A 24315-nucleotide genomic window follows, 5' to 3' on the forward strand; every position below is an offset into this window, starting at 1 on the left:
AAACTTCCGGATTACGGAAAAGCCTGACCGTCGGACCCGCAGGAGAACTCGATGCCCCGTATGACAGCCGCCGCCGCTGCAGTGGAGATCCTCAAGCTTGAGGGCGTTTCGCAAGCCTTCGGCGTGCCCGGCGCAGCGATCAACCCGTTCTACCGCGAGCTCAAGAACGTGGGCGGCATCAGCCACACGCTGGCCCGCCACGTCGAGGGCGCCTCCCACATGGCCGAGGGATACACGCGTGCCAAGGCGGGCAACATCGGTGTCTGCATCGGTACGTCCGGCCCCGCCGGCACCGACATGATCACCGGCCTGTACTCGGCGATCGCGGACTCCATCCCGATCCTGTGCATCACCGGTCAGGCTCCGGTCTCGAAGCTCCACAAGGAGGACTTCCAGGCCGTCGACATCGCCTCGATCGCCAAGCCCGTCACCAAGAAGGCCACGACCGTCCTGGAGGCCGCGCAGGTCCCGGGCGTGTTCCAGGAGGCCTTCCACCTGATGCGCTCCGGCCGTCCGGGCCCGGTCCTGATCGACCTCCCGATCGACGTCCAGCTGACCGAGATCGAGTTCGACCCGGAGACCTACGCGCCGCTGCCGGTCTACAAGCCGCAGGCCACCCGCGCCCAGGCCGCCAAGGCCCTGCAGTTCCTGCTGGAGTCGGAGCGCCCGCTGATCGTCGCCGGTGGCGGCATCATCAACGCCGACGCCTCCGACCTGCTGGTCGAGTTCGCCGAGCTGGTCAACGTCCCGGTCATCTCCACCCTCATGGGCTGGGGCACCATCCCGGACGACCACGAGCTGGCCGCCGGCATGGTCGGTGTCCAGACCGCGCACCGCTACGGCAACGCGACGTTCCTGGAGTCGGACTTCGTCTTCGGCATCGGCAACCGCTGGGCCAACCGTCACACCGGTTACAACCTGGACGCCTACACCAAGGGCCGCAAGTTCGTCCACGTCGACATCGAGCCCACGCAGCTCGGCAAGATCTTCGCCCCGGACTTCGGCATCGCCTCCGACGCCAAGGTCGCGCTGGAGCTCTTCATCGAGATCGCCAAGGAGCTCAAGGCCGAGGGCAAGCTGCCGGACTTCTCCGCCTGGACCGCCTCGGCGCAGGACCGCAAGGCGACCCTGCAGCGCCGTACGCACTTCGACAACATCCCCCTGAAGCCGCAGCGCGTCTACGAGGAGATGAACAAGGCGTTCGGCCCGGAGACCCGCTACGTCACCACCATCGGGCTCTCGCAGATCGCCGCCGCGCAGTTCCTGCACGTCTACCGCCCGCGCAACTGGATCAACTGCGGCCAGGCCGGCCCGCTCGGCTGGACCATCCCGGCCGCGATCGGTGCCGCCACCGCGGAGCCGGAGACCCCGATCGTCGCGCTCTCGGGCGACTACGACTTCCAGTTCATGATCGAGGAGCTGGCGGTCGCCGCCCAGCACAAGGTCCCCTACGTCCACGTCCTCGTGAACAACGCCTACCTGGGTCTGATCCGTCAGGCGCAGGGTGGCCTGGGCATCAACTTCGAGGTCAACCTCGAATTCGAGAACATCAACACCCCCGAGCTGGGCGTCTACGGCGTCGACCACGTCAAGGTCGCCGAGGGCCTGGGCGTCAAGGCCATCCGTGTCACCGACCCGGACAAGCTGGGCGAGGCCTTCGAGGAGGCCAAGAAGCTGGCCCAGGAGTTCCAGGTCCCGGTCGTCGTCGAGGCGATCCTGGAGCGCATCACCAACATCGCGATGAGCAAGACGGTCGACATGAGCGACGTCACCGAGTTCGAAGAGCTCGCGACCGAGCCGGGTCACGCCCCGACCGCGATCAAGGCCCTCAAGGTCTGATCACCCCGCACGACCCCGCACCACCCGGCGGCCCCCGCCCCTCCACCAGGAGGGGCGGGGGCCGTCCCCGTCCCCGGGCCGCCCACGGGTGGTCGATGACGTCCGTTCGGGGGCTCGGCCGTGCGCGTCGGGCACCACGTGCGGGGCGCGGGCGGCCGCACGGACACACTGGCCGGGCTGCCCCGGCCTCCCCGGCCCCAGGGGCACGGAGAGAGGTGGCCGAGGTGGCACAGGCTCCTACGGGGCGACAGGACGGCGGTGACCCCGCCGGGCCCGGCGGCTACCGGCAGGAGCTGAAACGCACCCTCGGCTCGTTCCAGGTGTTCGCGATCTCGTTCGCGTTCATCTCGGTGGCGGTCGGGATCTTCGCCACCTACGACCAGGTACTGCTGACCTCCGGGCCGGTCGGGATCTGGCTGTGGTTGATCGCGGCCGTGGGGCAGACCCTGGTGGCTCTGGTGGTCGCGCAGTTCGCGGCCCGCATCCCGCTCAGCGGCTCCTCGTACCAGTGGGCCTCGCGGCTGGCGAGCCCGCGCACGGGGTGGTGGTTCGGCTGGTTGACCTTCTGCTACTTGGCGATCGCCGTGGTGGCGATGGACAGCGCGCTCGCTTCCCAGGCGTTCATGCCGCTCGTCGGCATCGCGGCGGACGAGGGCACCGCGCGCCTGATCACGCTGGTGGCCCTGTTCGCCCAGGCCCTGGTCGCCATCGCCTCGACGCGCCTGGTCAGCTGGATCAACTCGGTCGCGGTGGGGCTCGAAGTGGTCCTCGTGGTGCTGGTGGCCGTCGCCCTCGTCGTCGCCGTGCTGGTCACGGGCGGCGGCTCGGCCGGCAACCTCACCTCACGGGGCGTCGCCGTGCACGCGGGCGACTACTTCGGGGTCGGCGGCGGGCTGATGCTCGCGATGATCATGGGTCTCGCCACGCTCGTCGGGTTCGACTCCGCGGCCAACCTGGCGGAGGAGGCGAAGGACCCCTACCGCAGCGTTCCGCGCGCCATCGTGGGATCGGTCCTGGCGGCCGGGACCCTCGGCATGCTGTTCCTGATCGCGCTCACCTTCGCGATCGAGGACCTGCCCCGGATCAGCGCCGACCCCTCGCCCGTCGCGGCGATCCTGCGCGAGCGCTTCGGTCCGGCGGCGGAGAGCGGGCTGCTGGTCGCGATCTCGTTCGCGTTCTTCGGCGCCGGGGTCGTGGTGATGGTCGCCTGCTCGCGGCTCGTCTACGCGATGTCGCGGGACGGCCGCTTCCCCGCGTACCGCACGATGCGCCGGGTCAACCCGCGCACGCGGACGCCGATCCCGGCGACCCTCCTGATCCTCGCGCTGGGCGTCGCCCTGATGGTCGGGCTGCCGGGCGCCGCGCTGCTGGAACTGATCACCGCGTCGACCATCCTCCCGGCCCTGATCTACGGCGCGACGATCGTCCTCTACCTGGCCGTACGCCGCCGGCTGGACAGCAAGGAGGGCGCGTTCAACCTCGGACGCCTGGAACTACCGGTCGCGGTCTGCGCGCTGGTGTGGACCCTCGTGGCACTGTTCGTCCTGGTGGCGCCGGCGGAGGCGCTCGTCTCCGTGGTGATCGTGGCCGGCCTGCTCGTCCTGGGCGGACTGTTCTTCGCCGGGATGCTGCTCTTCGACCGGGAGTCGCTGCGGAGGGCGCCCGGCCACGACGAACACGAACACGCACCCGACGACCGGGCCTGACGAGACCGGGCCTGACGAGAACCATGGCACCGGGCAGGCACCGCACCGCACCGCGCACGACAAAGCGCCGAGTCACGGGACCGTCCGTGACTCGGCGCTCTGGTTTGGTACCGCCCGACGGAGCGAGGCTGGCGCGACAGGACGTTCGCACCGCCGGGCGGAGTGCCGGGGGGAGGTTGTCCTCTCTTATAGGAGGGGGCTCTGTGCGTAGCCCCTCTTACAAGGAGGATGTGGCTGGGACCGTGGCGGGCGGGCGACGAGAACTCCGGCGTCGTCTCCCTCAGGTCAAGAGACGGGCCTCGGAACCCATTACCACCGCACTGGCTCGCACGCTCGCCACGGTCCTCGTCCTGCCCTCACCGCGTACCACCCCTCATCCGGGTCCACGGGTCGGGCTCAGCACCCGGGGCCTGACCTCCCGTCAGGCCCCCGGTACAGCTTTCAGGCTCAGGCGTCGCGCAGGGCGCGGACGGCCTCCTCGACGCGCTTGCCGTAGTCGGCGTCGGCGGCGTGGAAGTGAGCCAGGTTCTTCTCGATGACGTCCTCCAGGGTGACCTGGGAGAGACCGCCGGCGATGTTCGCCACCAGACGCTCCTTCTCGGCCTCCGACATCAGCCGGAACAGCTCGCCGGCCTGGAAGAAGTTGTCATCCTTGGTGTGGGCCGGGGCCTCGTGGGTGCCCGTCCAGCCGGAGACGGCCTTCGGGGCGCCCAGGGCGAGACCGGTCTCGGCCGGGCCCTGGTACGAGTTGGGCTCGTAGTTCTTGTCGTGGCGCGAGCCGTTGCGCAGCGCCATGACGCCGTCGCGGCCGTAGTTGTCGGCCTTCGTCGCCTTCGGGGCGTTGACCGGCAGCACGGTGTGGTTCACACCGAGGCGGTAGCGCTGGGCGTCGGCGTACGCGAAGAGACGGCCCTGGAGCATCTTGTCCGGCGAGGCGGTGATGCCCGGGACGAAGTTGTTCGGGGAGAACGCGGACTGCTCGACCTCGGCGAAGACGTTGTCCGGGTTGCGGTCGAGGACCAGACGGCCCACGCGCTGCAGCGGGTAGTCGCTGTGCGGCCACACCTTGGTGAGGTCGAACGGGTTGAAGCGGTAGTCCGCGGCCTCGGCGGCGGGCATGATCTGGACGTAGAGGGTCCAGCTCGGGTTCACACCGCGCTCGATCGCCTGGAGCAGGTCGGTCTGGTGCGAGTTCGCGTCCTTGCCGACGAGCTCGGCGGCCTGGTCGCCCGACAGGCAGCGGATGCCCTGGTTCGTCTTGAAGTGGTACTTGACGAAGAAGGCCTCGCCCTGCTCGTTCGTCCACTGGTAGGTGTGCGAGCCGTAGCCGTTCATGTGGCGGTAGGACGCCGGGATGCCGCGGTCACCCATCAGCCAGGTGATCTGGTGCGTCGCCTCGGGGGCGTGCGCCCAGAAGTCCCAGACGTTGTCCGGCTCCTGCTTGCCCGTGAAGGGGTCGCGCTTCTGGGAGTGGATGAAGTCGGGGAACTTGATCGGGTCCTTGATGAAGAACACCGGGGTGTTGTTGCCGACGAGGTCGTAGTTGCCCTCTTCGGTGTAGAACTTCAGCGCGAAGCCGCGCGGGTCGCGGACGGCGTCCGCGCCACCGAGCGAGTCCGCCACGGTGGAGAACCGCAGGAAGGTCTCGGTCTTCTTGCCGACCGTGTTCAGGAACGCGGCGCTGGTGTACGCGGTGACGTCGTCCGTCACCTCGAAGTGGCCGTACGCGGCGGAACCGCGGGCGTGCACCACGCGCTCCGGGATGCGCTCACGGTTGAAGCGGGCAAGCTTTTCGAGGAGCTGCTGGTCCTGGACCAGGAGCGGGCCACCGACGCCGGCGGTGGCGGAGTTCTGATTGTCGGCGACCGGGGCGCCGGACTCGGTCGTCAGCGTGCGCTTCGACATGGTGACCTTCCGTACGGATAACTGCTGACGGAATCGGTCTTCCGTCATGCGGAACAGCCTAATTTCGGCTCGAACGCGACGTCAACAGTTTGTTGAACAAAGATTGAGGAGAGGAAATCCGGACGGTGCCGGCGCTTGGGCGCGACAGGACAGGTGTCAGCACCGGCACCATCCGGACACTCGGGGCCCCCGTGAGGGGGGAGGCGCGGCCCGGCGAGCGGGCCGCGGCGGGATCAGACCTGGTCGCCGGAGAGGCGCTCGACCGCGCGCAGCAGCGCGGAGTGGTCCAGGCCGCCGTCACCCTGGGCGCGCAGCGAGGCGACCAGCTGGGCGACGACCGCGCCGACCGGGAGGGCCGCACCGACGTTGCGGGCGGCGTCGGTGACGATGCCCATGTCCTTGTGGTGCAGGTCGATCCGGAAACCGGGCTTGAAGTCGCGGTTCAGGAAGTTGTCCTTCTTGCGGGTCAGGACCGTGGAGCCGGCCAGACCGCCGTTGAGGACGTCCAGGGCGGCCTGGAGGTTCACGCCCGACTTCTCGAGGAAGACGACGGCCTCGGCGCACGCCTGGATGTTCACCGCGACGATGAGCTGGTTGGCGGCCTTCACCGTCTGGCCGGAGCCGTGCGGACCGCACAGGACGATGGTCTTGCCGAGGGTCTCCAGGACCGGCAGGGCCTCGTCGAAGTCGGCCTGCTCGCCACCCACCATGATCGACAGGACGGCCTCGATGGCACCGGCCTCGCCACCGGACACCGGGGCGTCGATGACGCGGATGCCCTTCTCGGCGGCGTTCTTCGCGAGGTCGATCGAGGTCTGCGGGGTGATCGACGACATGTCGACGATCAGCGCGCCGGACTTCGCGTTCTCCAGGATGCCGTTCTCACCGTAGGAGATGGCCTCGACCTGCGGGGAGGCGGGCACCATCGTGATGATGACGTCGGCGTCCTTGACGGCCTCGGCGATCGAGCCGGCCGCGCTGCCACCGGCGGCGGCGAGGCGGTCCAGCTTGTCCTGCTCCAGGGTGAAGCCGGTGACCGAGTAACCGGCCTTCAGGAGGTTCTCGGCCATGGGGGAGCCCATGATTCCGAGACCGATCCAGGCGATCTTGGGGAGGTTGCTCATGATGAGGGTCCTTCTCTTAATGCTTTGTACGAAAAGTGCGGGGGGTGCCTGGCTGATCGCCTGGACTTTGTCCGCCTATCGGGCGGCGCGGGCCTCGGCGGGCAGCCACTCGAAGGACGCGGCGGCGTCGGCCGCCTTGTACTCGAGGCCGACCCAGCCCTCGTATCCGGCCTTCTTCAGCTGGTCCAGGAGCGCCTCGAGAGGCAGCTCGCCGGTGCCGGGGGCACCGCGTCCGGGCTTGTCCGCGATCTGGACGTGACCGGTCTTGGCGGCGTACTTTTCGATGACCTCGGAGAGGTCCTCATCGTTCATCGCCAGGTGGTACAGGTCGAGCAGGAACTTGGCGTTCCCGAGGCCGGTGGCCTCGTTGACCTTGTCCACGACCTCGATGCCGGCCGGCGCGCTCACCAAGGGGTAGAGCGGCGACTCGGGCTTGTTGAGGGTCTCGATCAGGAGGATCGCGCCGACGCGGTCGGCGGCCCGAGCGGCCACGACCAGGTTCTTCAGCGCGAGCTCGTCCTGGACGGCCGGGTCCACGCCTTCGACGCGGTTGCCGTACAGGGCGTTCAGCGCCTTGCAACCCACCGAGGCGGCGAAGTCCGCCGCGACGTTGATGTTGGCGTTGAAGCGGTCCGACTCGTCACCGGGTACCGAAACCGCACCGCGGTCCGGGCCCGGCAGCCGGCCGGCGTAGAAGTTCAGGCCCACCAGCTGGGTGCCCGCGTCCTCAAGAGCCTTCTTGAGGGCGTCGAGCTCAGACTGTGCGGGGGTGGGGGTCTCGATCCAGGGCCACCACAGCTCGACCGCCGTGAAGCCCGCCGCGGCGGCAGCCGCGGGACGCTCCAGGAGCGGGAGTTCCGTGAAGAGGATCGACAGGTTTACATCGAAGCGCTGGTCCGTGTATCCCATGAGGGGTGTGCGCTCCTTCCGTATTGCGGAAGTTATTTTCTGCTTGATGGAAGACTGCATGGGATTCCGCGCCGATGTCAAGTGCGGACTGCCGAAAAATCGTGACTGCGCAGTAGGTTGACCTGCGTGCGATTGAGAGTGGAGTTCACGACCGAGCCCTTCGATCTCGAAGAGGCCCCCGCCCATGCCGTGGCCGCTCGCGAGGTCATCCAGAAGGCCCAGCTGGACGCGGTGGACGTCGGCCCGTTCGGCAACACCGCCGAGGGCGAGGCCGATCAGGTGCTGACCGCGGTGGCCGCGCTGCTGCGCGACTCCCTGGAGGCCGGCGCGACGCGCGTCTCGCTCCAGGTGAACGTGATCAGGGAGGAGACCTCGTGACCGAGCCCCGTGACCACCCCTTCGTCGCCGCGGTCAAGCCCCTGATCGACGCGATGGGCGGCGAGCTGATGGATCCGGCGCGGGCGCAGCCGGACGACGTGGTGCTGAGCTGGGAGGGTCAGGAGCTGCTGGCGGTGCGACTTCCCCAGCTGTCCGACTCGCTGGACCACATCCTGGCCGCCCTGGAGCGCCGGCACGGCGTACCGTTGGCGCAACTGGACCGCAAGTCCAAGCAGGACGTGGTGCGGATACTGGAGGCGCGGGGCGCCTTCTCCGTCCGACACGGCGTGGAGACGGTCGCGGGAGCGCTGGGCGTAAGCCGCTTCACCGTCTACAACTACTTGAACAGGGATTCGGCCACCTCAAAAGGACCGAAGAACAGCCAAGAGTGAATGCCCGGTCACCACACGTGACGAGCCGCCGCCCAATTCACCCGGGCGGCGGCTTTTGTGTACGGGAAGTTTCAACAAAGTGTTGACGCCGTGTTGTCGAGGGCGTTAGCTATGCGCAGCCCGTCTAAGCAACAACAGGCCACGGAGGCCTACCGTGACTTCGAGTCCGACCCCGGGTCTCACCCGGTTCAACGCCTTGGATGACAGCGAGGCCACGGCCGAACTGCACGAGGTGTGCGCCAGCTCGGCATGGGGCGCCAAGCTCCTCGCCCAGCGCCCCTTCGCCACCGCGGACTCCCTGTTCGCCGCGAACGAATCCGCCATGGCGGAGCTCACCGCGGAGGACCTGGGCGAGGCGATGGGAGGCCACGCGCCGATCGGCCGGCCGAAGCCGGGGGACCCGACCTCCGCCCGCGAGCAGCGTGGCATGGCCGGTGCCTCGGAGGAGCTCAAGAACGAGCTCCTCGAACTGAACCTGGCCTACCAGGAGAAGTTCGGCCACGTCTTCCTCATCTGCGCCACCGGTGCGACCGGTGAGTTCATGCGGGACGCGGTCAAGGTCCGGATCGACAACTCGCCGGAGCGGGAGCGGGAAACCGCCCGCGGTGAGCTCGTCAAGATCAACAAGATCCGCCTGACCCGACTCGTAGAAGGAGAGTGACCATGAGCACGGCAACCACCGCCTCGGTGTCCACTCACATCCTGGACACCAGCATCGGCAAGCCCGCCGAGGGCGTCGCCATCTCCCTGTCGGCCCGTACGGGTCTCGACGGCGAGTGGGCGGCCCTGGGCGGATCCGCCACCGATGCGGACGGGCGCTGCAAGGACCTGCCGGCGCTGCCGGAGGGCACCACCCACGTGCGTCTCGACTTCGAGACCGAGACGTACTTCTCCAAGAAGCAAGCCGAGGCGCAGCAGGACGCCCCCCGCGTAAGGGACAGCGGTGCGTTCTTCCCCGAGGTCACCATCACCTTCGCGGTGAACCCGGGCGAGCATTACCACGTACCGCTGCTGCTCAACCCGTTCGGCTACTCCGTTTACCGAGGGAGCTAGCATGGCCACGATTCTGGGCCAGAACCAGTACGGCAAAGCAGAGAACCGCGTCGTCAAGATCACGCGGGACGGCGACACCCACCACATCAAGGACCTGAACGTCTCGGTCGCCCTCTCCGGCGACATGGACGACGTCCACTACTCCGGATCGAACGCCAACGTCCTGCCGACGGACACCACCAAGAACACGGTGTACGCGTTCGCCAAGGAGCACGGCATCGAGTCCGCCGAGCAGTTCGGCATCCACCTGGCGCGCTGGTTCGTCAACAGCCAGGAGCCGATCCAGAAGGCGCGCATCCGGATCGAGGAGTACTCCTGGTCCCGGATCGCCACCTCGGACGCCAACTCCAAGTTCATCGGCTCCGACGAGGTGAACCACTCCTTCGTCCGCAACGGCGGCGAGACCCGGGTCACCCAGATCACGTACGACGGCAAGAACTGGGAGGTCATCTCCGGCCTCAAGGACCTCGTCGTCATGAACTCCACGAACTCCGAGTTCTGGGGTTACGTGAAGGACAAGTACACGACGCTGAAGGAGGCCTACGACCGGATCCTGGCCACCCAGGTGTCGGCTCGCTGGCGCTTCGCCTGGTCGGACGACGAGCAGCGGATGCCCAACTGGGAGAAGTCCTACGCCGAGACCCGCAAGCACATGCTGCAGGCCTTCGCGGAGACCTACTCCCTGTCGCTCCAGCAGACCCTGTACCAGATGGGTTCGCGCATCATCAACCACCGTTCGGAGATCGACGAGGTTCGCTTCTCGCTCCCGAACAAGCACCACTTCCTCGTCGACCTGGAGCCCTTCGGCCTCAAGAACGACAACGAGGTCTACTTCGCCGCCGACCGCCCGTACGGGCTGATCGAGGCGACGGTCCTGCGCGACGGCGTTGACGCCCGTATCCCCGTGGACATGACCAACCTCTAGGGCGCGGCACGCGTGCCCCGGGGCTCCGCAGTGGCCCCGGGGTGCGCGACACCCCCACAACTTCCTGAATCGGCACCCGGACGCAACACACGGGGCGGCAGTACTGTCAGCTGCCAAGGCCCCCGGCTCCGGCACTCAAATCCCCTGGGTTTTGCCGTGCCCGCACCGCCACTGAAAGCACGAGGAAGTCCCATGGCAGCATCGGCAGCCCCTGACAGCGCCGTCGAGCGCATCGTCATCGAGAACTGTGCGATCGCGACGGTCGACGCGAACGACACCGAGTACGCCTCGGGTCACGTCGTCGTCGCCGGCAACAAGATCGAGTTCGTCGGCGCGGGCAAGGCCCCCGCGAACCTCGACAACGTAGTCCGCCGCATCGACGGCACCGGGCACCTCGTGACTCCCGGTCTGGTCAACACGCACCACCACTTCTACCAGTGGATCACGCGTGGTCTGGCCACCGACCACAACCTCTTCAACTGGCTCGTCGCGCTGTACCCGACGTGGGCGCGCATCGACGAGCAGATGACGTACACGGCCGCGCAGGGCTCCCTCGCCGCGATGGCCAAGGGTGGTGTGACCACCGCGATGGACCACCACTACGTCTTCCCCGCGAACTCCGGCGACCTGTCCGGCTCGATCATCCGCGCCGCGTCCGAGATGGGTGTCCGCTTCACCCTCGCCCGCGGTTCGATGGACCGCAGCGAGAAGGACGGCGGCCTGCCGCCGGACCACGCCGTCGAGACCCTCGAAGGCGCGCTGGCCGACACCGAGGCGACCGTCAAGCGCTACCACGACGCCTCCTTCGACGCGATGACCCAGGTCGCCGTCGCCCCCTGCTCCCCCTTCTCCGTCTCCACCGAGCTGCTGAAGCAGGGCGCCGAGCTGGCCCGCCGGCTGGGTGTGCGCCTGCACACGCACGGCTCCGAGACCGTCGAGGAAGAGCAGTTCTGCAAGGAACTGTTCGGCATGGGCCCGACCGACTACTTCGAGTCGACCGGCTGGCTCGGCGAGGACGTGTGGATGGCGCACAGCGTCCACATGAACGACTCCGACATCGCCGCGTTCGCCCGCACCAAGACCGGTGTCGCGCACTGCCCGTCCTCCAACGCCCGTCTGGCCGCCGGCATCGCCCGCGTCCCGGACATGCTGGCCGCCGGTGTCCCGGTCGGCCTCGGCGTGGACGGCACCGCCTCCAACGAGTCCGGTGAGCTCCACACCGAGCTGCGCAACGCGCTGCTGATCAACCGGCTGAACCCGGTCCACCGCGAGCGGGCCCTCAACGCCCGTCAGGCCCTGCGCCTCGGCACCTACGGTGGCGCCCAGGTCCTCGGCCGCGCGGACAACATCGGTTCGCTGGAGGTCGGCAAGTGCGCCGACCTGGTCCTGTGGAACCTGAACACCCTCCTGCACTCCTCGATCGCCGACCCGGTCACCGCGCTGGTCTTCGGTGCGGCGGCCCCGGTGACGGCCTCGTTCGTCAACGGCAAGCAGATCGTCGAGAACAACCGACTGCTCTTCGCCGACGAGGACGCCATCGCGGTGTCCACGCGGCAAGAGGCCCAGCGCCTCGCGCGGATCTCCGCGCAGGCCTGATCCCCCGGAGTCCGGTCGGGGGGGACGGCCCTCGACCGGCGGCCGCGGACCCGAGCGGGGTCCGCGGCAGCCGTTCCCGGGAAGCGCCCGAGGAGAGATCCGAGGGCGCCCCCGGGGGCGGTGACTCGTGACAACCACCCCACCGCGGCACAGGTCTCGTGCCACTGCCACGGCACCACCGGCCCCAGCGCGGGCCATCCGTGGAACCGATTTGGGCGAATCGTTTCCGCACCCCTTGGGACAAGCATTCGAAGCGCCACCCACAACTGAAGACAGGCTCGACCAGCACGCTTTCGCACCACCTCCATGACACCCACGTCCCTGCCGACGTGTCTAACCGACCGGAGGAAGCCGTGGCCGCAACGCCCAGGTTTCGCAAAGATGCAGTCGTAGTACCGGAGGGGAAGCACCCGGTCGACGAGACCCTGCCTCCGCTGAAGATGTTCACCAGCGGCCTCCAGCACGTGGCCGCCATGTACGCGGGTGTCGTCGCCCCGCCCATGATCGTCGGCCCCGCCGTCGGACTCTCCGCCACCGAGACCGCCTTCCTGATGGGGGCCTCCCTCTTCACCGCAGGTCTGGCCACCCTCCTCCAGACCCTCGGGTTCTGGAAGATCGGCGCCAAACTCCCCTTCGTCAACGGCGTCTCGTTCGCCGGCGTGACCCCCATGATCGCCATCGGCAAGGGGGAGGGGGACAACGCCATCCCCATCATCTTCGGCGCGATCATCGTCGCCGGACTGGTGGGCTTCCTCGCCGCCCCCTACTTCGGGAAGCTCGTACGCTTCTTCCCGCCCGTGGTCACCGGCACCGTCATCACCCTGATCGGCGTCTCGCTGCTCCCGGTGGCCTTCAACTGGTCGCAGGGCGGCAACAGCGCCGCCCCCGACTACGGTTCGATGCAGAACATCGGCATGGCCGCCCTCACCCTGGCGATCGTCCTGCTGATGAGGAAGTTCCTGCGGGGCTTCCTCCAGCAGATCTCCATCCTGCTCGGCCTGATAGCGGGCACGCTCATCGCGATACCGCTGAACATGACCAGCTTCGACGCCATCCGCAACGCGGACATCGTCGGTTTCCCGACCCCCTTCCACTTCGGCGCCCCGCAGTTCCAGGTCGCCGCCATCATCTCGATGTGCATCGTCATGCTCGTCTGCATGACCGAGTCCACCGCAGACATCCTCGCCCTCGGCAAGATCGTGGGCCGGCCGGCGGACGCGAAGACCATCGAGGGCGGGCTGCGCGCGGACACCCTCGGCAGCGCGATCAGCCCGCTGTTCAACGGCTTCATGTGCAGCGCCTTCGCGCAGAACATCGGCCTCGTCGCGATGACCAAGGTGCGCAGCCGGTTCGTCGTCGCCGCGGGCGGCGGCATCCTGATCCTGCTGGGCCTGTGTCCGATGGCCGCCTCCGTCATCGGAGTCGTCCCGCTGCCCGTCCTCGGCGGCGCAGGCGTCGTCCTCTTCGGCTCCGTCGCGGCCAGCGGCATCCAGACCCTGGCGGGCGCGGCCATGGAGAAGGGCGAGAACGCCCTCATCGTCGCCGCCTCCATCGGCATCGGCCTGATCCCGATCGCCGCGCCGCAGTTCTACCACGCCTTCCCGAAGGACCTCCTCGTCGTCCTCGACTCCGGCATCAGTACCGGATGCGTGGTCGCGATCCTCCTCAACCTGGCCTTCAACCACCTCGGCACCAAGAAGGGCGCGGCCTCCGAACCGGCCCCGGAACCGGCCTTCGTGCACTGACCCCCGGTCACCACCGCCCGGCGTGCGGCGGTGCGTACGTCACCCACTGCGGGTGTGACGTCCGCACCGCCGCACGCCTTTCGCGCGCCCCTACGTCCTGCCGCCCCCGCTCTCGGCGCGCCCTTACGTCCTGCCGCCGCACGCGGCCCCGCCTGCGCACCTCCGGCGTCCCCACGGCGCACGCCCCCGGCGCCCGGACGCACCGGCGGCGGTCCTGGGACCAGTGCGCCCAGGAGGTGCGCACGGTGCGCCCGGGCCCGGAGTTCCGGCCCCGATCCCGCGTGCGCCGTATACGGCGCGGAAAGACATCGCATGAGCACGCGGTACCCCGCACCGGGCCCGCGCGCCGCCCGCTCGTCCCCACCCCTCTGAGCAGACAGGTGGCACAGCGATGGCAGATCTTCCGCAGCTATGGATGCGCAACGAGACCCGTCCCACCGAACGGCGCGCGCCGCTGACCCCCGAGGACGCCGGACGGCTCGTCCGGCAGGGCGTACGGATCACCGTGGAGGATTCCGCGCAACGGGTCTTCCCGCTCGACGACTACCTCGCCGCCGGCTGCCGAGCGGCCCCGGCCGGGGCCTGGGCCGAGGCCGCGCCCGGGGCCGCGTACGTCCTCGGCCTGAAGGAACTCCCGTCCGCGCCCGAGCGCCTGCACCACCGGCACGTGTACTTCGGGCACGCCTACAAGGGCCAGCCCCAGGCCCCCGACCTGCTGAGGCGGTTCGCGGCCGGCGGCGGAACCCTGCTCGACCTGGAGTACCTCGCCGACGCACAGGGCCGCAGGCTGGCCGCCTTCGGCTACTGGGCGGGCTACGCGGGGGCCGCCCTGGCCGCGCTGCACGCCCGCGGCCGGCTCGCCGCCCCCCTCGTGCCGCTGCCCCGCGAGGAACTCGACGCCCGCCTCCGCGCCCCCTCGTCCGACGGGTTACGCGCCCTGGTGATCGGCGCCGGCGGCCGCAGCGGGCGCGGCGCGTGCGACGCCCTCACCACGGCCGGGATACCGGTCACCCGCTGGGGACGCACCGCGACCGCCCGCCTCGACCGGGCCGCGCTGCTGGAGCACGACATCCTGATCAACGCGGTCCTCACCACCCGGCCCGTGCCGCCGCTGCTGACCCCGGCCGATCTGGAGACCGGCGCCCGCAGGCTCTCGGTCATCGCCGACATCACCTGTGACACCGGATCCGAGCTGCACCTGTTGCCCGTCTACGACCGGCTCACGGACTGGACGGTCCCGGCCCGGCGGCTGCGGGGCGGGGACCGCCCGCTCGACGTGATCGCCATCGACAACCTGCCGTCCCTGCTCCCGGCCGAGGCCGCCCGCGCCTTCTCGGCGGACCTGCTGCCCAAACTCGCCGACCTGCACACCACCACGGCGGACCCGGACTGGCTCCGCTGCCGCGCCGCCTTCACCGCGGCCCTCGCCGGCCTGCCGGCCCAACCGGCCGCGACGCAGGGGAGGTTCGAGGAAGTACCCACGTAGGACCGGTCGTGGTGGGCCCGGGGGCGGACCGGTCGTGGTGGGCCCGGGGGCGGAGTGTACGACGGTCCGGCCCCGGGCGCACCGCCCACCGGTCAGGACGGGGTGGCGCACACCCGGATCGGTACCACCAAACATCCTCTGAGCTGCGGTTTTGTCGTGGGCGGATGCGGGCGGGCCGGCCCCGGCGCAGAATCATGGGTGATGGGGGTCGAGCGGCGACGCGACCGCGTCCGCCGCTCCTTTTGTCGGAAGAAGGAAGGTACCCCATGGCTTCCGGATCCATACGGCGCAGGTGCACCATCGCGTGCGCGTCCTCGCTCCTCCTGTTCGCAGGAGCCGTCGGCACCGCCTCGGCGGCCGTAGCGGCGCCGCCCACGAACACCCGGGCCGCCGCCCCGTCCGTGTCGGACCCGAACAAGATCCTCGAGTTGGTGAACCAGGCGCGTACGGCTGCCGGTTGTCCGGCCCTGACGGTCGACCCGGCGGTCACCGCGGCGGCCCAGGAGTACGCGAACGACACGACCACCAGCCATACGGGCTCGGACGGTTCCAGCGTCCAGGACCGGCTGAAGAAGGCCGGAGCGACGTACACCGCCTCCGCGGAGAACATCGCCTGGGGCACCGCGGACGAGCAGAAGCACGTTGACGGCTGGCTCAACAGCGCCGTCCACTCGGGCAACATCAAGAACTGCAACTACACGAAGACCGGCGTCGGAGTGTCGGGCGACAGGATCGTCCAGGTCTTCACCAACTGACGGAGCGACACCTCGCGCACCGGGCGCGGAGAGCTTCCCCGGAAAGCGTGCGGGACGGGTTGCCGCGGCATGGCCGTGGCAACCCGCCCCGTCGTTCGCGTCCGGTCCCGACTAGGGCGCGGACGTCAGGTACATCCCCGTGTGGTCACCGCCGGCCGTGTTCTTGCAGCTGACGCCGGAGCCCGCGGGCTGGGCGACGGCCAGGGCCAGGCAGCGGCCGGCGGCCAGCTGTCCGAAGTGGTTCGGGTGCATGGACTCCTGGATCAGGCCCTGCGACTCGTTGTTGTCGATCCAGCGGGCCCACTCGCTCGTCCTCGCCGAGGCCGGCACCGAGGAGCTGACCTGCTTGCTGGCCTTCGCGCACACCTCGCGCCCCTGCATCATGTCCCGCAGGTCGAGGAACTGCGCGCCCTTCGCGGCGGCCACGGCCTTGAGGCGGCCCGCGATCTGCGGCACGAGGGAGTCCCGCGCCCAGTCCGAGTCCCGGTTCCAGAAGGGGCAGCCGCCGGTGTTCAGGCGGCTCCAGTCGCTCTGGGTGTAACGGTTCTCCGCGCCGCGCGGGATCGGCGACGGGTATGACTGGAGCACGACGCGGTAGGAGGAGTCCGCGTACCCGGCCGCGCTCATCACGGCCCGGATCTCGTCGACGGACTTGCCGACGTTCGCCATGACCGCGTCGATCTTCCGGTCGACGCCCGCCTGTTGGTCGTCGTAGCAGTACGAGTTCCAGATGACGAAGTCGAGCGCGCAGTCCTTGATGATGTCGGAGAAGCCCAGGTCGTTCCCGCCGACGGAGAGGGCGATGACCTTCACGTCGCGGCTCGCGGCCACCGCCGCGAGCTGATCGGCCTGCGGGGCCTCGCCCTTGAAGGGGACGCCGCCGTTCGAGGCCCGGAACACGTTCGCCGAAACGGCGCCGGAGCAGGCCAGGTTCACGGCCGTCTCGGCGATGGGGCCGGCGCTGAACACCTCGGCCGAGTCCGAGCGGTGACAGCCGCCCGCGGTGGCTCCGTAGACCTTGGCGGGATCGTAGGAACCGCCGCTGACCCACGCCCGGTCGGTGCCGTTCCTGCTGCCGCTGTTCGTCAGGCTGTTGCCCTTCCAGCGTCCGGCCTCGCCGGAGATGTAACTGTCGCCCATGGACACCACGGCGGTGGGTCCGTTACCCGGGCCGGGCTGCGGACCGGCCGTGGAGGTGCCGGCGCCGACGGTCATCAGTGCCCCGGCGGCGGCCGAGAGGGCCACCGCCGTTCTGGCGGACCGTCGCACCCGGCCGCCGACCATGCTCCTGCTGGCGTTGCGGAATCCGATCACTGCGGAACTCCTGCGGTAGGCCACGCCGGAGACGGCAAGAACTCCGGTGTGTGGCTGGGGAAGTGGGGGTACCGCCGGCCGGTGGCTTCGGAAAGGTGACATGCCGGCGGTTGTTACCGCTAGGTAGCCGCAGATTACGATGGAGTAACGACCGACCGGTCGTTCGGGGCAGACGGATTCCACTTGTTCGGCCGAACCGGGCGCCGGGGGAGCCGGGTTCGGGTCGCTCCGAAAACGGCTCCGCCCCCGTCGCCTCGGGGGCGACGGGGGCGGAGCCGGTGATTCGACTGCTGTGCGTGACAGTCGAAGCGGTGGTCAGCCGATGAGCTGGTCGTACGCGGGAAGGGTGAGGAAGTCCGCGTAGTCGGCGTCCAGGGAGACCTGCAGGAGCAGGTCGTGGGCCTGCTGCCACTTGCCGGCCGCGAAGGCCTCCTCGCCGACCTCGGCGCGGATGGCGGCCAGTTCCTCGGCGGCGATCTCACGGGTCAGCTCGGCCGTGGCGGTCTTGCCGTTCTCGAAGACGACTCCGGCGTTGATCCACTGCCAGATCTGCGAGCGGGAGATCTCGGCGGTGGCCGCGTCCTCCATGAGCCCGAAGATGCCGACGGCGCCGAGGCCGCGCAGCCACGCCTCGATGTAGCGGGTACCGACCTGGACCGCGTTGCGCAGCCCCTCGTAGGTCGGCTTCGCGTCCAGGGAGTCGATCGCGATCAGTTCGCCGGCGGCGACCGAGACGTCCTCGCGGAGGCGGTCCTTCTGGTTCGGCTTGTCGCCGAGGACGGCGTCGAAGGAGGCCATCGCGATCGGGACCAGGTCGGGGTGGGCGACCCAGGAGCCGTCGAAGCCGTCGCCGGCCTCGCGGTCCTTGTCCGCCTTGACCTTCTCGAAGGCCACCTTGTTCACCTCGGCGTCCTTGCGGGACGGGATGAAGGCCGCCATGCCGCCGATCGCGTGCGCGCCGCGCTTGTGGCAGGTGCGGACCAGCAGTTCGGTGTACGCCCGCATGAAGGGGGCGGTCATCGTCACCGCGTTGCGGTCCGGCAGGACGAACTTCTCGCCGCCGTCGCGGAAGTTCTTCACGATGGAGAACAGGTAGTCCCAGCGGCCCGCGTTCAGGCCGGCCGCGTGGTCCTTGAGCTCGAAGAGGATCTCTTCCATCTCGTAGGCCGCGGTGATGGTCTCGATGAGGACGGTCGCGCGGACCGTGCCCTGCGGGATGCCGACGTAGTCCTGCGAGAAGACGAAGATCTCGTTCCAGAGGCGCGCCTCCAGGTGGGACTCGGTCTTCGGCAGGTAGAAGTACGGGCCCTTGCCGAGGTCGATCAGACGCTGGGCGTTGTGGAAGAAGTACAGGCCGAAGTCGACGAGGGAACCGGAGGCCGGGCCGCCCTCGAAGCGGAGGTGGCGCTCCTCCAGGTGCCAGCCGCGCGGCCGCATGACGACGGTGGCGAGCTGGTCGGCGGGCTTCAGCGCGTACGCCTTGCCGGTGCGCGGGTCGGTGAAGTCGATGCGACGCTCGTAGGCGTCGATGAGGTTCAGCTGGCCGAGGACGACGTTCTCCCAGGTGGGAGCCGAGGCGTCCTCGAAGTCGGCGAGCCAGACCTTGGCGCCCGAGTTCAGGGCGTTGATGGTCATCTTGCGGTCCGTCGGACCGGTGATCTCCACGCGGCGGTCGTTCAGCGCGGCCGGAGCCGGCGCGACCTTCCAGTCTCCCTCGCGGACCTGTGCGGTGTCCGGGAGGAAGTCGAGGGTGGAGGTCCGGGCGATCTCGGCGCGCCGCTCGCCGCGTCGGGCGAGGAGCTCGGCGCGGCGGGGGGCGAACCGCCGGTGGAGCTCGGCCACGAAGGCGAGGGCCGCTTCGGTGAGGACTTCGTCCTGCCGGGGCAGGGGCTCGGCGTCGACGATGGCCAGCGGGGACGGCGCTGGTGCGGACATATCTGTCACTCCTTCAGCGGCGGTGCCTGGCGGCCGCGGGGGAATGCTCGCGCGAGACGGCACGCAGTGCCGTCGGGTGTGGAGAGTTCCGAAGTACGGTCGCGGGCGCCGTCTGGGGGTTCAGGGCGCTTCTGACCAGTGGATAGTAATTTCCTCATGGTGGAAGTTCAATGGTTTGTTGATATCGAGATTCTCCGAGTCGACAGATTCCGCCTTCTGGTGGCCCTCGGTGCCATCACCGTCACGCCCCGCGCAGGCCGCCCTCCGGTTCGGTGGGGTCGAGACGTGCCAGGTCGGGCGGGGTGTCGATGTCGTAGTCCTCCGCGACGTCCCCGCATTCCACCAGAACGACCTCCTCCGCGTGTTCCCCCAGATGGACGCGCGCACCCCGATCGCCCGTCGCGGTCCTCACGATGTCCGCCCAACGGTCCGCCCCGAACAGCACCGGATGCCCGCGCTCACCGTCGTACGCCGCCGCCACCAGGCTCCCCGGGGAGCGGTACGCCTCCCGGACCCGGGCCACGGCCGCCGCCCCGATGCCGGGCTGGTCCACCAGGGAGACCAGGGCCGCACCGGATTCCGTACCGGCCAGGGAGCCCAGACCGACCCGCAGGGAGGAGCCCATGCCCTCCTCCCAGTCCGGGTTGTCCACCACGACGCAGCCCGACAGGTCGGCGCGCTCGCGGACCTCCGCCGCCGAGGCCCCGAGCACCACGTGGATCGGACCGCAGCCGGCCGCGCGCAGCACGCGCACCGCGTTCTCGACGAGCGGGCGGCCCCGGTGGGGCAGGAGGGCCTTGGGGCGTCCGCCGAGCCGCCGCCCGCCACCGGCGGCCAGCAGCAGGCCCGCGACCGCCGGCCCCGCTTCGGTCGGGGCGGCTACTGCGGCAGTGGGCGACTCGGTGGGGCGCTCGGCGATGGGTTCGGAGATGTGTTCGGCTGGTGACATGGCACCGATTCTCGCCCCTTCCCCGCGCGGAGCGAGCGCCCCGTCAAGGCGCGTCGTACGGCCGCGAGCGCGGCGCCGATCCGCAGCGGTTCGGAGATCCGGTTCTCGGTCGCGGCCACCAGGGCCCGCTCGTCACGGTCGGTGAGCATGGAGGTGTGCATAGCGGATTCTCCTTGCCAATCAGGGTCCAATAAGGCGAGTCTGGACCCCGATTGGCCTGGCAGGCAGAGCCAATCAGGGGAGGTTGGCATGGCAAACGGGCGAGTGGTCCAGACGGCGGACAGAACGATCGGCAGCCGACAGCTCGCCGCCCTGCTGCCCGCGGAGGTCCTGGCCCGCCCCGGCTACCGGGCCCTCGCGGACGCGATCCGCACCCTGATCCTCGACGGCCGGATCGCCCTGCACGTCCGCCTCCCCGCCGAACGCGAACTGGCCGAGGCCATCGGCGCCAGTCGGGCCACCGTCACCGGTGCCTACGACCTGCTCCGCGAGAGCGGCTACGTACGCAGCCGGCGCGGCTCGGGCACCTGGACCGAACTGCCCGACGGCCACCGCCCCGTCGGCGCCCACGCCCTCGTCGGCGGCGGCATCGGCGGGCGAGCCGACGACGAACCGGGCATCGACCTCGCCATCGCCGCCATGGGAGCCCCCGACGGCAGCCTCGCGGAGGCCCTGGCCTGGGCCGCGCCCCGACTTCCCGAGCTCGCCCGCACCCCCGGCTACCACCCCTTCGGCCTGCCCGACCTGCGCACCGCCGTCGCCGAACGGTTCACCCGGCGCGGGCTGCCCACCCGCCCCGAGCAGATCCTGGTCACCGCCGGGGCCCAGCAGGCCTTCGCCCTGGTCGTCAGCCTGCTCTGCCGGCCCGGGGACCGGGTCGTCACCGAGAACCCCACCTACGCCAACGCCCTCGACGCCCTGCGCCACGCCCGGCTGCGCACCGGCTCCATCGCCGTCTCCGACGCCGGCTGGGACCTGGAGATCGCCGAGTCCACGCTGCGCCAGACCGTCCCCCGGCTCGCGTACGCCATCCCGGACTTCCACAACCCCACGGGCGCGCTGATGCCGCCGGAGCAGCGGTTGCGCCTGCTCGCCGCGACCCGGGCCACCGGCACCTGGCTGGTGGTCGACGAGACCATCGCCGACATCGCCCTGGACGTACCGTCGCCCGCGCCGCTGGCCTCGCTGGCCCCGCGCGGCGGCGCCGACCACGTGATCACCATCGGCTCGCTCAGCAAGACGCACTGGGGCGGCCTGCGCGTCGGCTGGATCCGGGCCACCGCCAAGATGATCACCGAGCTGACGGCCGTACGGGTCTCGGCGGACATGACCGGCTCCGTGCTCGACCAGGTCGTGGCGCTCCCGCTGATGGACGCCCTCGACCGGACCCTGCCGGAGCGCCTGGACCAGCTGCGCGACCGGCGCGAGGCCCTCGTCGCCTCGCTCCAGCGGCACACCCCCGAGTGGTCCTGGCAGTTGCCCCCGGGCGGCCTCTCGCTCTGGGTGGACCTCGGCGAACCGGTCAGCTCGGCGCTCGCGGAACGGGCGGCGGCCGTCGGCGTGCACATCGGGCGCGGGGCCCGCTTCGGGGTGGACCCGGGCACCTTCGAACACCGGCTGCGGATCCCGTACACCCTGCCCCCGGACCGGCTGGACGAGGGCGTACGGCTCCTCGCGAAGGCCTTCCACGAGGGCGTGCCGCTGACTCCGGCGGTGGAGCGGCCGTACTGGGTGGCGTAGGCCCGGCGGTCACCGGCGGGCGCGGAAGTACGCGTTCGCCGCGGGTCGGAACATCAGGACCACTGCGGTCAGTACGGCCGCCAGGTGAACGACGCGGCTCGCGCCGAAGACCAGGTCCAGGAAGTCGGCCCGGCCGAGCGCGTCGCCGGGGGAGCCGCCGTCGAGCAGGTACCCGAGCGGCTCGACGACCAACGAGGCGGTGCCTAGCACGCCGAGTCCGACGGCCAGCGCGATCCGGGCCCAGCCGGCGCCCGACCGCATCCGGAAGGCGACCAGGACGGCGACGGTGAACACGGCGAAGCGGAAGACCAGGCCCGCTCCGGCGTCACCCGGTGTCCGGGCGACCATGAGCGCGGTCTCGAACGCCCCGGCCCCGACGGCCGTGAGCCACAGGGCCCAGGCGGTACGGACGGCGGCGGGCGGCCCGGCGGGCCCCGGGGCGGAACCGGCCGGGGCCGGGACGCGGGATTCGGGAACGGCGGTGCCGGAAACGACGGGGCGGGATTCGGCGGACACGGGCGCTCGCTCTCGGGCCGGGGACTCGACACCCCGATGCTCCCGCCGCCGGCCGCCCGCGCACCCGCCTGCCTGCCGGTGTCCCGACAGGGGGGCGGGCCCCACCCCGGCCTCCGGCTACGGGGCGCGGCGGATCAGCCGGCGGGAGCCGGCCGCCGCCACGGCGGCCGTCCGGGAGTCGACGCCGAGCTTCGCGTAGACGTGCACCAGGTGGGACTTGACCGTGGCCTGGCTGAGGAAGAGCCGCTTGGAGATCTGCTGGTTCGACAGGCCGTCGGCGACCAGTTGGAGCACCTCCAGCTCCCGCTTCGTCAGCGCTTCCGCGGGCGTCCGCATCCGGTCCATCAGCCGCAGCGCCACCGCCGGGGCCAGCGCCGACTGGCCCGCAGCGGCGGTGCGCACCGCCGCCGCCAGCTCCTCCGGCGGCGCGTCCTTCAACAGGTAGCCGGCGGCGCCCGCCTCCACCGCCGCCAGGATGTCCGCGTCGGTGTCGTAGGTGGTCAGCACCAGCACGCGGGGGGCGCCGGCCCGCCCGGTGATCGCCGCCGTGGCCGCCGAGCCGTGCATCCCGGCCCCGAACTGGAGGTCCATCAGGACCACGTCCACCGGCTCGGAGGCCGCCAGTTCCACCGCCCGCTCCGCCGTCGCCGCCTCCGCGACCACCTCGAAGTCCGGTTCGGTGTCCAGGACCGCGCGCAGCCCGGCCCGCACCACGGGGTGGTCGTCGGCGAGCAGCAGCCGGATCGTCATCAGGTCGCCTCCAGGGGCAGGGGCAGGGTGACGGCCACGGCGGTGCCCTGGCCGGGGTCGGACTCTACGGTGAACAGTCCGCCGAGGGTCTCGGCCCGCGCGCGCATCGCGGGCAGGCCGAAGCCGCCGCCGTCCGCGGGCGTCGACGGGGCGGCGGCGGGGTCGAAGCCGCGGCCGTCGTCGACGATGTCCAGGGTCACCGAGGTGTCCATGAAGGTCAGGGTGATCTCGGCGCGCCCGGCCCGCGCGTGCCGTACGACGTTGGCCAGCGCCGACTGGGCGATCCGCAGCAGCGCCACCTCGTACGGGGTGGGCAGGACGCGCGGGTCGCCGCTCACGGAGAACCGCACGCGCGGACCGGGAACTCCCGAGCAGAGCCGCTCCAGGGCCCCCGCGAGCGAGCCGTGCTCCAGGTCCGGCGGGGTCAGGGCCCGTACGAAGCGCCGCGCTTCGGCGAGGTTCTCCTGCGCGGCCTCCCGGGCCCGGGCGATGTGCTCGGAGGCCGGCGCGTCGGGTGGCAGGGCGCGTTCCGCCGCGCGCAGCAGCAGCTGGATCGACGACAGGCCCTGGGCCAGGGTGTCGTGGATCTCGCGGGCCAGGCGTTCGCGTTCGGCGAGGATCCCCGCGCTCCGCTCGGCGGCGGCCAGCTCGGCCCGGGTGGCCATGAGTTCCTCGATCAGCTCGCGGCGCCGTTCGCTCTCGCGGTAGAGGGCCTGGTAGCCGAGGACCGTGGCGACGGCGACCGCCCCGCCCAGCAGCGGTCCCAGGAAGGCCCCGGGGGTCACCGCGCCGCTGTGGGCGAGGAACCCGCCGATCGCCGCGCAGGCGGTGACGGCGACGGCCGCGACGCCCCAGCGCAGCCGCAGCAGGTGCAGTTCCAGGAAGTACAGCGGGAAGGCGATCCACAGCCCGTCGGGGGAGACGACCAGCAGCGCGGCCCAGGCCGCCCCGACGCCGGCCAGCCACACGGCCGCGGCGCGCGGGGAGCTGTGCACGGCGGGGGCCAGTACGCCCGCGACGTACACGGCGGCCAGCAGCGCGCCGGCCGCGATCACTGCCCCGGCGTGCGGCGCCGACCCGGCGACGGCCCGGCCGGCGGCCAGCGCGAGCAGCCCGAAGAGCAGCGCGTGCAGGCACAGCCGCAGGACGCGGGAGACGGGGGTGAGGGGGCGCGGGCGCGGGGCGTCGGACATGGCCCGACCAGCGTAAGTCGGCGGCCGGGGGCACCGGTCAACCAAAAGTTCGATGTCGGGGCGCCTCTTTCGATACGAGGATCACTACCGTGGCGCGATGTCCTG

21 protein-coding genes are annotated in these 24315 nt (G+C 70.5%); 12 read left to right on the plus strand and 9 right to left on the minus strand.

Annotated features, from left to right (window positions below):
- The first annotated feature begins 51 nt into the window (after window positions 1–51).
- Window positions 52–1839: a glyoxylate carboligase gene (gcl, locus tag NOD94_RS02630; RefSeq protein WP_281204042.1), complete on the plus strand. Its 1788-nt coding sequence runs from the start codon at window positions 52–54 to the stop codon at window positions 1837–1839.
- A 224-nt stretch (window positions 1840–2063) separates the two neighbouring features.
- Window positions 2064–3545, plus strand: a complete 1482-nt coding sequence (locus tag NOD94_RS02635; protein ID WP_281204043.1) for an APC family permease — start codon at window positions 2064–2066, stop codon at window positions 3543–3545.
- A gap of 447 nt (window positions 3546–3992) precedes the next feature.
- Here NOD94_RS02635 and NOD94_RS02640 read toward each other — a convergent pair whose 3' ends face one another.
- The 3 genes from NOD94_RS02640 to NOD94_RS02650 form a co-directional block, all read right to left on the minus strand.
- On the minus strand, window positions 3993–5450 hold the full coding sequence (locus tag NOD94_RS02640) for a catalase (RefSeq protein WP_281204103.1): 1458 nt from the start codon (window positions 5448–5450) through the stop codon (window positions 3993–3995).
- Between the two features lie 233 nt (window positions 5451–5683).
- A complete protein-coding gene (locus NOD94_RS02645; protein ID WP_281204044.1) occupies window positions 5684–6574 on the minus strand; it encodes a 2-hydroxy-3-oxopropionate reductase in 891 nt (296 codons plus the stop codon).
- 75 nt (window positions 6575–6649) lie between these two features.
- Window positions 6650–7483, minus strand: a complete 834-nt coding sequence (locus NOD94_RS02650; protein WP_281204045.1) for a TIM barrel protein — start codon at window positions 7481–7483, stop codon at window positions 6650–6652.
- 126 nt (window positions 7484–7609) lie between these two features.
- Here NOD94_RS02650 and NOD94_RS02655 point away from each other — a divergent pair, with 126 nt between their 5' ends.
- From NOD94_RS02655 to NOD94_RS02695, 9 genes are all read left to right on the plus strand, one after another.
- Window positions 7610–7861 (plus strand): thiamine-binding protein, encoded by a 252-nt coding sequence (locus tag NOD94_RS02655; RefSeq protein ID WP_281204046.1) that lies wholly within the window; start codon window positions 7610–7612, stop codon window positions 7859–7861.
- A complete protein-coding gene (locus tag NOD94_RS02660) occupies window positions 7858–8253 on the plus strand; it encodes a helix-turn-helix domain-containing protein (protein WP_281204047.1) in 396 nt (131 codons plus the stop codon). The genes NOD94_RS02655 and NOD94_RS02660 overlap by 4 nt, the downstream gene beginning before the upstream one ends.
- A 154-nt stretch (window positions 8254–8407) precedes the next feature.
- Window positions 8408–8914, plus strand: coding sequence for a 2-oxo-4-hydroxy-4-carboxy-5-ureidoimidazoline decarboxylase (gene uraD / locus NOD94_RS02665; RefSeq protein WP_281204048.1), 507 nt, complete (start codon window positions 8408–8410; stop codon window positions 8912–8914).
- Window positions 8915–8916: 2 nt separating this feature from the next.
- Window positions 8917–9306, plus strand: a complete 390-nt coding sequence (gene uraH / locus NOD94_RS02670) for a hydroxyisourate hydrolase (RefSeq protein WP_281204049.1) — start codon at window positions 8917–8919, stop codon at window positions 9304–9306.
- Between the two features lies 1 nt (window position 9307).
- Window positions 9308–10231 (plus strand): factor-independent urate hydroxylase, encoded by a 924-nt coding sequence (gene pucL / locus NOD94_RS02675; protein ID WP_281204050.1) that lies wholly within the window; start codon window positions 9308–9310, stop codon window positions 10229–10231.
- 192 nt (window positions 10232–10423) lie between these two features.
- A complete protein-coding gene (locus NOD94_RS02680) occupies window positions 10424–11827 on the plus strand; it encodes an 8-oxoguanine deaminase (RefSeq protein WP_281204051.1) in 1404 nt (467 codons plus the stop codon).
- A gap of 353 nt (window positions 11828–12180) precedes the next feature.
- Window positions 12181–13572 carry a nucleobase:cation symporter-2 family protein gene (locus NOD94_RS02685; RefSeq protein WP_281204052.1) on the plus strand — a complete coding sequence of 464 codons (1392 nt, stop codon included), beginning with the start codon at window positions 12181–12183 and terminating at the stop codon, window positions 13570–13572.
- A gap of 391 nt (window positions 13573–13963) precedes the next feature.
- On the plus strand, window positions 13964–15058 hold the full coding sequence (locus NOD94_RS02690; RefSeq protein ID WP_281204053.1) for a saccharopine dehydrogenase: 1095 nt from the start codon (window positions 13964–13966) through the stop codon (window positions 15056–15058).
- Between the two features lie 266 nt (window positions 15059–15324).
- Window positions 15325–15813, plus strand: coding sequence for a CAP domain-containing protein (locus NOD94_RS02695; protein WP_281204054.1), 489 nt, complete (start codon window positions 15325–15327; stop codon window positions 15811–15813).
- A 111-nt stretch (window positions 15814–15924) separates the two neighbouring features.
- On the opposite strand, the gene NOD94_RS02700 is transcribed toward NOD94_RS02695, so the two are convergent.
- The 3 genes from NOD94_RS02700 to NOD94_RS02710 all read right to left on the minus strand — a co-directional run bounded on the left by NOD94_RS02700 (window position 15925) and on the right by NOD94_RS02710 (window position 20011).
- A complete protein-coding gene (locus tag NOD94_RS02700; protein WP_281204104.1) occupies window positions 15925–17028 on the minus strand; it encodes a GDSL-type esterase/lipase family protein in 1104 nt (367 codons plus the stop codon).
- A 414-nt stretch (window positions 17029–17442) separates the two neighbouring features.
- The gene (aceB, locus tag NOD94_RS02705; protein WP_281204055.1) at window positions 17443–19062 is read right to left on the minus strand and encodes a malate synthase A; all 1620 of its coding nucleotides are present in this window, start codon (window positions 19060–19062) and stop codon (window positions 17443–17445) included.
- A 241-nt stretch (window positions 19063–19303) separates the two neighbouring features.
- Window positions 19304–20011 (minus strand): nucleotidyltransferase family protein, encoded by a 708-nt coding sequence (locus NOD94_RS02710; RefSeq protein ID WP_281204056.1) that lies wholly within the window; start codon window positions 20009–20011, stop codon window positions 19304–19306.
- Window positions 20012–20260: 249 nt separating this feature from the next.
- Between NOD94_RS02710 and NOD94_RS02715 the strand changes: the two genes are divergently transcribed.
- Window positions 20261–21751: a PLP-dependent aminotransferase family protein gene (locus NOD94_RS02715; protein WP_281204057.1), complete on the plus strand. Its 1491-nt coding sequence runs from the start codon at window positions 20261–20263 to the stop codon at window positions 21749–21751.
- A gap of 9 nt (window positions 21752–21760) precedes the next feature.
- On the opposite strand, the gene NOD94_RS02720 is transcribed toward NOD94_RS02715, so the two are convergent.
- The 3 genes from NOD94_RS02720 to NOD94_RS02730 all read right to left on the minus strand — a co-directional run bounded on the left by NOD94_RS02720 (window position 21761) and on the right by NOD94_RS02730 (window position 24210).
- Entirely contained in the window at window positions 21761–22267 is a 507-nt protein-coding gene (locus NOD94_RS02720) for a hypothetical protein (RefSeq protein ID WP_281204058.1), read from the minus strand.
- A gap of 117 nt (window positions 22268–22384) precedes the next feature.
- The gene (locus tag NOD94_RS02725) at window positions 22385–23017 is read right to left on the minus strand and encodes a response regulator transcription factor (protein ID WP_281204059.1); all 633 of its coding nucleotides are present in this window, start codon (window positions 23015–23017) and stop codon (window positions 22385–22387) included.
- Window positions 23017–24210, minus strand: coding sequence for a sensor histidine kinase (locus NOD94_RS02730; protein ID WP_281204060.1), 1194 nt, complete (start codon window positions 24208–24210; stop codon window positions 23017–23019). Before NOD94_RS02730 ends, NOD94_RS02725 begins: the two co-directional genes overlap by 1 nt.
- Between the last annotated feature and the right edge of the window lie 105 nt (window positions 24211–24315).

Source organism: Streptomyces sp. Isolate_45 (genome assembly GCF_024721315.2).
In the GTDB taxonomy this organism is placed as follows: Bacteria; Actinomycetota; Actinomycetes; order Streptomycetales; family Streptomycetaceae; genus Streptomyces.